11 protein-coding genes and 1 pseudogene are annotated in these 8,095 nt (G+C 64.1%); all 12 read right to left on the reverse strand.

Annotated features, from left to right (window positions below; genetic code table 11):
- Nucleotides 1-233, reverse strand: a pseudogene (locus tag HIJ39_RS20205) (hypothetical protein); the annotation flags it as partial.
- A 12-nt stretch (nucleotides 234-245) separates the two neighbouring features.
- Entirely contained in the window at nucleotides 246-1,541 is a 1,296-nt protein-coding gene (locus HIJ39_RS20210; RefSeq protein ID WP_169102851.1) for an arsenic transporter, read from the reverse strand.
- A 46-nt stretch (nucleotides 1,542-1,587) separates the two neighbouring features.
- The gene (locus HIJ39_RS20215; RefSeq protein ID WP_169102852.1) at nucleotides 1,588-1,953 is read right to left on the reverse strand and encodes an ArsR/SmtB family transcription factor; all 366 of its coding nucleotides are present in this window, start codon (nucleotides 1,951-1,953) and stop codon (nucleotides 1,588-1,590) included.
- Between the two features lie 132 nt (nucleotides 1,954-2,085).
- Nucleotides 2,086-2,769 carry a formylmethanofuran dehydrogenase subunit E family protein gene (locus tag HIJ39_RS20220; RefSeq protein WP_169102853.1) on the reverse strand — a complete coding sequence of 228 codons (684 nt, stop codon included), beginning with the start codon at nucleotides 2,767-2,769 and terminating at the stop codon, nucleotides 2,086-2,088.
- Nucleotide 2,770: 1 nt separating this feature from the next.
- On the reverse strand, nucleotides 2,771-3,121 hold the full coding sequence (locus HIJ39_RS20225; protein ID WP_169102854.1) for a hypothetical protein: 351 nt from the start codon (nucleotides 3,119-3,121) through the stop codon (nucleotides 2,771-2,773).
- Between the two features lie 32 nt (nucleotides 3,122-3,153).
- Complete coding sequence (locus HIJ39_RS20230) at nucleotides 3,154-4,053, reverse strand: ArsA family ATPase (protein ID WP_169102855.1); 900 nt, start codon at nucleotides 4,051-4,053, stop codon at nucleotides 3,154-3,156.
- Nucleotides 4,034-4,912 (reverse strand): TRC40/GET3/ArsA family transport-energizing ATPase, encoded by an 879-nt coding sequence (locus HIJ39_RS20235; protein ID WP_084662156.1) that lies wholly within the window; start codon nucleotides 4,910-4,912, stop codon nucleotides 4,034-4,036. The genes HIJ39_RS20230 and HIJ39_RS20235 overlap by 20 nt, the downstream gene beginning before the upstream one ends.
- Nucleotides 4,913-4,915: 3 nt before the next feature.
- On the reverse strand, nucleotides 4,916-5,230 hold the full coding sequence (gene arsD, locus HIJ39_RS20240; protein WP_169102856.1) for an arsenite efflux transporter metallochaperone ArsD: 315 nt from the start codon (nucleotides 5,228-5,230) through the stop codon (nucleotides 4,916-4,918).
- A 13-nt stretch (nucleotides 5,231-5,243) separates the two neighbouring features.
- Entirely contained in the window at nucleotides 5,244-5,510 is a 267-nt protein-coding gene (locus tag HIJ39_RS23815) for a carboxymuconolactone decarboxylase family protein (RefSeq protein ID WP_207711812.1), read from the reverse strand.
- Complete coding sequence (locus HIJ39_RS20245; protein WP_207711813.1) at nucleotides 5,495-5,893, reverse strand: ArsR/SmtB family transcription factor; 399 nt, start codon at nucleotides 5,891-5,893, stop codon at nucleotides 5,495-5,497. Before HIJ39_RS20245 ends, HIJ39_RS23815 begins: the two co-directional genes overlap by 16 nt.
- Nucleotides 5,894-5,975: 82 nt before the next feature.
- Nucleotides 5,976-6,269 (reverse strand): hypothetical protein, encoded by a 294-nt coding sequence (locus HIJ39_RS20250; protein ID WP_169102857.1) that lies wholly within the window; start codon nucleotides 6,267-6,269, stop codon nucleotides 5,976-5,978.
- A 45-nt stretch (nucleotides 6,270-6,314) separates the two neighbouring features.
- Nucleotides 6,315-7,745: an MFS transporter gene (locus tag HIJ39_RS20255; RefSeq protein ID WP_169102858.1), complete on the reverse strand. Its 1,431-nt coding sequence runs from the start codon at nucleotides 7,743-7,745 to the stop codon at nucleotides 6,315-6,317.
- Between the last annotated feature and the right edge of the window lie 350 nt (nucleotides 7,746-8,095).

The following is an 8,095-nucleotide window of genomic DNA, read 5'->3' on the forward strand; positions in this document are numbered from 1 at the left end:
CGGTCTGGACCGTCCATGGATAGGTCACCGAGACCAATTGGGGCGGCTGATCGTGGCGCACCCCGGTCAGCTGAATGGCCATGGCCGTGATAGGCCGACAACAGCATTTCGACCGGATTGCACCCGGCGGTGGCGTCGCCCCGCCGCGCCCCCAACGTCAGGGAAAAATCCCGGGTCGTCGCCACGACGTGCTGGGCATTGTTTCGTCGCACGGCCACCGCATAGGTTTGCATGAGACATCCCTCCTATCCAATGACGGCAGACCAGCCCCAAAGCGCTATCAACGTGACCAAGAGCACCGGAATGGTGAGCGTCACGCCCACCCGCATGTAATAGCCCCAGGTAATGCGCACCCCGCGCTGCTCTAACACGTGCAGCCAGAGGAGCGTGGCCAGCGAGCCAATGGGGGTGAACTTGGGCCCCAAGTCACAGCCCACCACGTTCGCATACGCCATGGCCGTGTGCAGGGTCGGTCCCACCGCCGCGTCATGGATCGCCAAGGCATTGATCAGCACGGTCGGCATATTGTTCATCACCGAGGAGAGCGCGGCCGCCACGACCCCCGTGCCCACAATGCCGGCGACGGCGCCATGGGTCCCCAGGGCTGTCAACACCGTGCCCAACAGATGGGTGAGCCCCACGTTCCGCAAACCAAAGACCACGACATACATGCCGATCGAAAACACGACGATTTTCCAGGGGGCATTTTTCACCAACGACGGGATGGGGACCACCGGGCTCCGGTGGGCGATGACCAATAAACCCACCGCCGCCGCCCCCGCAAAAATCGCCACCGGCCACTGCAGAAACTGGCTTGCGAAATAGCCGACAAGCAACAGGCCCAACACGACCCACACCGCCCGAAAGACCCGGGGGTCCTTAATGGCCGACGCCGGCGATCGCAGGTCGGCCGTCGTCACCGAAGCCGGTATGGAGCGACGATAAAAGAGGTACAACACCCCCAGACTCGCCCCCAACGCCACCAGGTCTACCGGCACCATGCGGAGGGCATACGATCCGAATCCCAAATGGAAATAGCCGGCCGAGACGATATTGACCAGGTTGGAGACCACCAGTGGCAACGACGTGGTATCCGCAATAAAGCCGCTGGCCATGATCAGGGCCACGGTCGCCTTGGGATCCAGTTTGAGCGCTTTCGCTTGTTCATACACAATCGGCGTGAGGATGAGGGCCGCCCCATCATTCGCAAACAGCATGGCCACCAGCGCTCCCAGGACACCCAAGAGCAGAAACAAGCGCAGGCCATGCCCGCGGGCGACGCGAATCATGTGCAGGGCGGACCACTCAAAGAAGCCCACGGCATCGAGAATGAGCGAAATGAGGATCACCGCGACAAAGGTGAGGGTGGCATCCCAGACAATCCCCACCACCGTGCCGACGTTGGTCCACGAGACAATCCCCAGCAGGAGGGCCACGATCGCCCCACCCAGCGCGGTCCATCCAATCGAGAGACCCCGCGGTTGGGCAATAATGAGCACAAGAACCACGAGAAATAGCCCGACGGCTAATCCTACCGCCATGCCCGAGTCTCCTCCGCCATCCGCGGCCTGCGGCGTCGCAACACCATCATTCCGAGGCCCCCACGACATCCTCCACCGGAGCCGCCACGGGGATGGCGCACGCGGCCCCCACTTGGTGACTCCGCAGCCACGTGACCTCGTCCTCCGGAATCGACAGCCCCTGCAGTACACTGGTCACAGCGGGGGGCATGTCGGCGCGCAGCGCATAAAAAATCCACGACTTCTCGCGGTAATCCCGGACGAACCCCGCATACTTGAGCTTGCGGAGGTGCTGCGACACCGCCGATTGGCTGATGGGCAACAGCTCCACCAACTCACACACGCAGGCATCCCGCACGCTCAAGAGGCGCAGAATGTGCAATCGCGTCGGATCCCCCAGTGCCCGCCACCGTTCGGCCCACTCCTCGTACATGGTGACACCCTCCTCTTTGCATTTGGATATTAGCATGCGGAGATAACCCGCAGGAAGTCGGGATCCCAAAGCCCCCCACGCCCCTCGCACATAGCGGGCAGGGCGGGCAGGGCGGTGCCCCCCTGCTCGCATTTACCCCTCGCGCGGAATGTCACGAAAGAGCACGTCGGTCCGCGGGCCCGCATGATCATACGGAACCGGCTCCCAGACAAAGTCGGGGTCCGACGTCACGGTATACAGCGTATCCGTCGGCGTGGTGAGCAGCACCGTGCGCACCCACTCCCACTGCGCCGCCTGCAAGGCATCCAGGGCCTCCGGCGCGGCGGTGCCGGCCGCCACCAGCCGGCTTTCTTCGGCGGCCAGGTGCGCGGGATAGACGCCGGGGTTTTCGGTCACCCGGACCGTCTCGCCCGTGGTGATGCGCTGGACCACAAACCACACGCCGGGCTCGTCGCGCACGTCCTGGGTCTTGAAGCGGACTCGGCCGCCGGTGAGATACGCGGCCACGTCGCCCAGACAGGGACTATTGCGCGACAGCACCCGCAAATCCGTGCGGTCTACGATCCCCTCCGGAAACAGGGCATCCAGCGCGAAGGAGAGAGCGAGCCCCCCCCGGAATAAGCCGTCGCAGGCATGCCCATGAAATTTCACCAGGTCCTTCACGAGGATGGTCTTGATCTCCCGCGCGTAGCGCCCATGACTCGATTCCGTGTCGCGCACGCGAACGGTGGGGAGATCGGCTGCGGCGGCCCACTCCGGCCAATACCAGGCCACCGCGTTATCGCCGGTCTGGGCCGGGCTCTCGGGCGCGGCCATGTTAAAACGTCAGGACGGTATACCCGTCCCGGGCATAGCGCGAAAAGGCGTCGCGGGCGAATTCCGCGCGGACCCCGGCCGATTTGGCCTGATCGGCCAAGTTCCAACTGTTGAGTTGATTGGTACACCCGCCCACGAGAATCCCGGCATCCACGAGATCTTGGATGAGCTGGCGGAGGTCGCTGTCGGTCTCGCCCAGCACCTTCAGACCCTCCGTAAACAAAAAGACTTCCACCGCATCAATGCCGTTCTCCACCCGCGCGTCGTAAATCCGCTTCGCCACATGCAAGCCAGCACTCGCGCGGCTGGGGTTGTCCTGGCCGGACAACAGCACAATCGCCAGGTTCGCCATCGTACGATCCCTCCTGTGATATCGTGGGGCCCTTAATGGGCCCCCATTGCCACGCCTGGCGGCATGGCCGCCAACAGCTCGTCCACCGCCGCCAAACCGACCACGTCGGTCGCCAAGAGCGGCACGGGCATCTGGACCGCGCCGGGGAACTGGTCGCTTAAGCCGTCCAGGTAGCCTTGCTGCATGACATAGCGTTGCCGAAACAACGGATGGACACACGCCGCTTCCGGCAACACTTGGTTGACGAACACCCACCCCGGGGGAACGCCGAGGGCGTCCATTTCGGCGGCGCCGCGCTGCGCTTCCCGGATGGGCGTCGCTTCCGGGTAGACCACCCACGCCCAGATTGTCTGGTGGGGGTCGCGCAGCACGGCCAACGCCTGCGCCATCGTGGCCGCTTCGGCGTCGTCGACCGCGCGGCTCTCCTCCATCCCGGCGGCTTTCGCCTGCAACTGCTGCTGGTAGCTGAGCGGCAGGCTGAGGAGCCGCACCGTATGGCCGGTCGGCGCCGTATCAAACACCACGGTCTCATACGCCTCCGTCAGGAGGGCCCATAAGAACCGGCGGAAGACGGCGACTTCTTCGGTGCACGGGGAATTCAGCTCCTCGCGCAAGCGGGCGACCGTCTCCGGCGCGTAGCGTGTCTCGGCGTCGCGCAGGATATCCGCCTGGTATCGGGCGGTGGCCTCGGCGGGGTCGATGCGGGCGACGTCGAGGCGGGGCACCCCGGGGACCGCCACCGGATCCTCCCCGACCGCCGTGCCCAAGACGAGCCCGGTGTGGGCCGCGGGATCGGTGGTCAACAGCAGGGTCTTTCGCCCCGCGTGGGCCTGCCCCACGGCCACCGCCGTCGCCAGGGTGGTTTTCCCGACGCCGCCCTTGCCCGCGAGAAAGATGCGCTGCCGGGACCCCTTAGCGGGCACTGGGGACATCCGCCATCACCCACCTTCCCAAATCGCGCAAGGCCGCTAACCCCGTCACCTCGCCCGCCTGCAACGGAATGCGGCGGGCCGGACGGCCCCACGCCTGTTCCAAGGATGCGATAGCCGCCTCCTGCATCGCCTGGCGGGCGGCAAAAAACGGGTGATCGGCGGCCTCCCGCGGGATGACGCCATTGACCACCATTTGGGGTTCCACCAACCCCAACGCCCGCAGTTCGTCCGCGGCCCGGAGTGTCTCCGCGACCGCCGCCCGCTCGGGTTGGGTCACCAAGACAAACGTCGTCCGGGCGGGATCCTGCAGCGCCTGGAGAGCCCTGTCATATTGCGCCTGGGACGTGCGCAACTGGTCCACCGGCCCCAGGCAGGTCTGCCCGGAGCCTTGACTGGCGTCCGTAATGTGCGCGGACCAGGCGGCCGGCAAGGCCAACAGCCGCAAAGTATGCCCCGTCGGCGCCGTGTCAAACACGACCCCGTCATAATCGGTCGCCAGCATGCAGTGCACGAATTCGTCAAAACCCGCCACTTCGACCGTACACGGCCCGCTCATTTGCTCCTCTACGGTGGCCAGCATGGCGTCCGGCAAGATGCCGCGCAGGGGTTCCAACGCCTGTTGCCGATAGGCGGCCGCGGCGGCCTCCGCATCAATTTCTTGCGCCATCAGGCCCGGCACCCCGGTAATCGCCCGGGGTGCCGGCCCAATCGCCTGCTGAAACACGTCCGCCAAATTGGACGCCGGATCGGTCGTCACCAAGAGGATGCGCTGCCCGGCCGCGGCCAGCGCCACCGCCGTGGCGGAGGCGAGGGAGGTCTTTCCCACCCCGCCTTTGCCGGAAAAGAACCAATAGCCCATCGGTTACGCCTCCCGTCCTGACGACGCCCGGGTCCCGTGAAGCTCGGCGTAGGTCGGATACCGCCCGACGAACTGCACCACCCCATCAATGGCGGTGATGGGCAGGGCCGCCGTCCCCGACTCTAACAGGGTCCGGTACACGGTCGGGTTTTCGGTAAACGCCGTCGCCTGCCGACTCATTTGGTAGCGCGCCACGGTGGCGCCCTCCGCCTTCAATTGTTCCAGCATCTCCTCGACCCGAATCAGGGTCGGATCGGGCGCGGATCCGCACACGCCGCTCGTGCAGCACAGTTCCGGGTCAAAAATCTCGACGCGCATTCCCCATCCCCTCCTAGCACTGACATCCGGGGCCGCAACCACAGCCGCTGTCCGTGGCCATGACCGGGATCGGCTCGCCCCGTAAGACCCGACCGGCAGCGTCGTCAAATCCGGTCACCGCTTGCAGACGCACCGCCCGCGCAACATGGACCGCGGTGTCGATCTCGCGCGCATCGGCCCCAGCCGTCCGCGCCCGGTCCACATGCGTTCTCAGACAGGGCTCACATCCACTGGCCACGGCCGCGCCGATGGCGATCAGTTCCTTCACTTTCGTTTCCATGACATCTCCTCCTTGGTTGGCACGAGGTCCGCCGCCCCCAATGCTGGAGATGACGGATCCATCACCGCACACGACAACCCGACATGATGGCGGTGGAGCCAGGCGGCGTCTTCGGCGTCCACAGGCAACGCCGCCAAACACGCCGCCAGGGCCGGCGGCACATCGGTGCGAAGACGGTAATACGTCCAGGCCTTCTGCCGATACTCCGTCACCAAGCCCGTCTCCTTCAACCGGCGCAAGTGCTGCGAGACCGCCGGCTGGCTCACGGGCAACAGCTCGACCAATTCGCAGACGCAGGCATCGCGCACCGTCAGTAAACTCAAAATCCTGAGACGGGTGGCATCGCCTAAGACCCGAAACCGCTCCGCCCAATCGGCGAACATGCCCCTCACCTCCATCATGACATCATGATATGCTTATATCGAGAAAATGACCAGTCCCGCCGAATTTTTTGTGCGGCGACGATTAGCGGCGGTCCGACGGGTGGGGGGTGTCGTCGCCTGCGTGCCACAGCAGATGATAGACCGCGCCCACAATGCCGAGCAGCCCGAGCCACAGCACCGCCAGAATGCCTTGCCACCACCAGACCGGGGCGGCCTGGACGCAGTGCCAGCCGGCGTCCAGACCGCCAAGACCGACCGGCACCATCGTCATCGCCAGCACCCAGTGGCGGCGACGCTGCCGCAGGGTCGGGAACGGGATGACCCGAGAGCGCTCGGGCGAGCGGTCGGCTTTCTTTGGTTCCGGCGTCTGGATCATCCGCATTTCCCTCCTGCTACAGCGGCTATGAGCGACGCCAGCCGCTTAATTCCCCTGAGCGAGGGTCCCGTCGTCGGCCGCTGGGGCCTCCAAGAGGGCTTCCTGCGAGGCCTCCCGCAGCGTAAGGCCTTTGGACTCACGCAGGGCCAACAGCGTTAACACCACGCCCAAGGCCGAAATGCCGGCTAAGAGTCCCATCGTCCCCGACAGCTGCAACCGGACGAGCAAGACCGGAAACAGGAACGCGGCAATGGCGGCACCGAATTTCCCCGCCGACGCGGAGATGCCGAATCCCAAGCCCCGCACCGTCACCGGAAAAACCTCGGAGGGAAACACAAACGTCGTACTGTTCGGGCCGAATTCGATAAAGAGGTAGCTCACGCCATACACCAGCAAAAACTCCGTGGTCTGCTGCGCAATACCGGGCGCCAGCCACAAGATTCCATACGCCACCGCCATCACCGCAAAGCCCATGACCTGGATGAATTTTCGACCCAAGCGATCAATGGTCAAGGCCGAGATCCAGTACCCCGGCACGGCCGCGACGAGGAAGATGACCATGGAGGTGAGGGTATGCGTGAGCAAGGAGCCGGTCGGCGACAACGTTTTCATGATGAGCGACGAGGAGACGCTGTTGCCGTAAAAGGCCATGTCCAGGAACATCCAGGAAAACGCGGTCCCGATCAACGTCAGGAGAAACCGCCGATTGGTGAACAAGACCCGCGCGGAATTCGCCAGCGGCTTCACGGATTCGGTCGCGGCAGCCACGGTTTTGGCGGTCAATGTGCCCACCACCTGAGCAGCCCCCGCCGCATCCCCCCGCGCCCCGAGCATAAAGTGCGGGGTCTCCGCAATCGAGCGCCGTAGCCAAATGACCACCCCGGCCGGAATCGCCCCGAGCCCCAACATCAGCCGCCACGCGGTCGCGTCCGGCACGCCACTGGCCAACAAGGCCGCGGCGACCGCCGGGCCGACCAACAAGCCGAATCCCTGCATGGCAAACACCGCATTGACCAAGAAGCCCCGGCGCTTGCGGTTCGAGTATTCGCTCATGATGATGCCGCTCATGGGGTAGTCGCCCCCGACGCCAATGCCCACAATGAACCGAAAGACCAGCAACAGCCAGACGTTGGGCGCGAAGGCGGAGAGGATCGCGCCACCCGTCAGGAGCATCGCTTCAATGCCATAGACCGTTTTGCGTCCGAGGCGATCCATCAGGCGTCCAAAGATCAACGCGCCCAGCACGGCCGCAAAGAGGGCGGTGCTGTTCAACAACATCAGATCCAAGGTCGTCAGGTGCCACAGCGGCGTTAACAGCGATGTCACGACGCCGATAATAAAGAGATCATAGGCATCCGTAAAAAATCCCATACCCGCCGTGAGCCAGGTCCGCCAATGAAACCCCGAAAGGCCCGCCTCTTCCAGCGGCTGCAGCACGTGATCGCGCACGGTGGATGACGATGATTGCGTGTCCATATGGATAAAAGCCCCTCCTGTAATAAGGATGTCAAAATGTCTGTCACCTACGTCGCATAATCCCATCGCGATATGGTGATGTGCTTATCATAAGAAGGCCTTGTGATATTTCAAGGATCGTGGTGTTAAGATTGGGTTAACACATGGGGCGCGACACGGGTAAACCCCCACAATCAAGCCGCGGACCCGGGTTTGGGGCCACAACGGGCTTGGGATAGGTCGGAACCAGCGTTACTAGATCCGCTAGGGCCATTTTCGTGCCATTGTAGAAACCCCGCGTCCCAGCTTTGGGGAGCAATGCGCGCCGACTCGGTGTTTCACTCTACTGTCTATTTCACAGAAAATTCTGC

It is taken from the genome of Sulfobacillus harzensis (assembly GCF_012933365.1).
Lineage (GTDB): Bacteria > Bacillota > Sulfobacillia > Sulfobacillales > Sulfobacillaceae > Sulfobacillus_B > Sulfobacillus_B harzensis.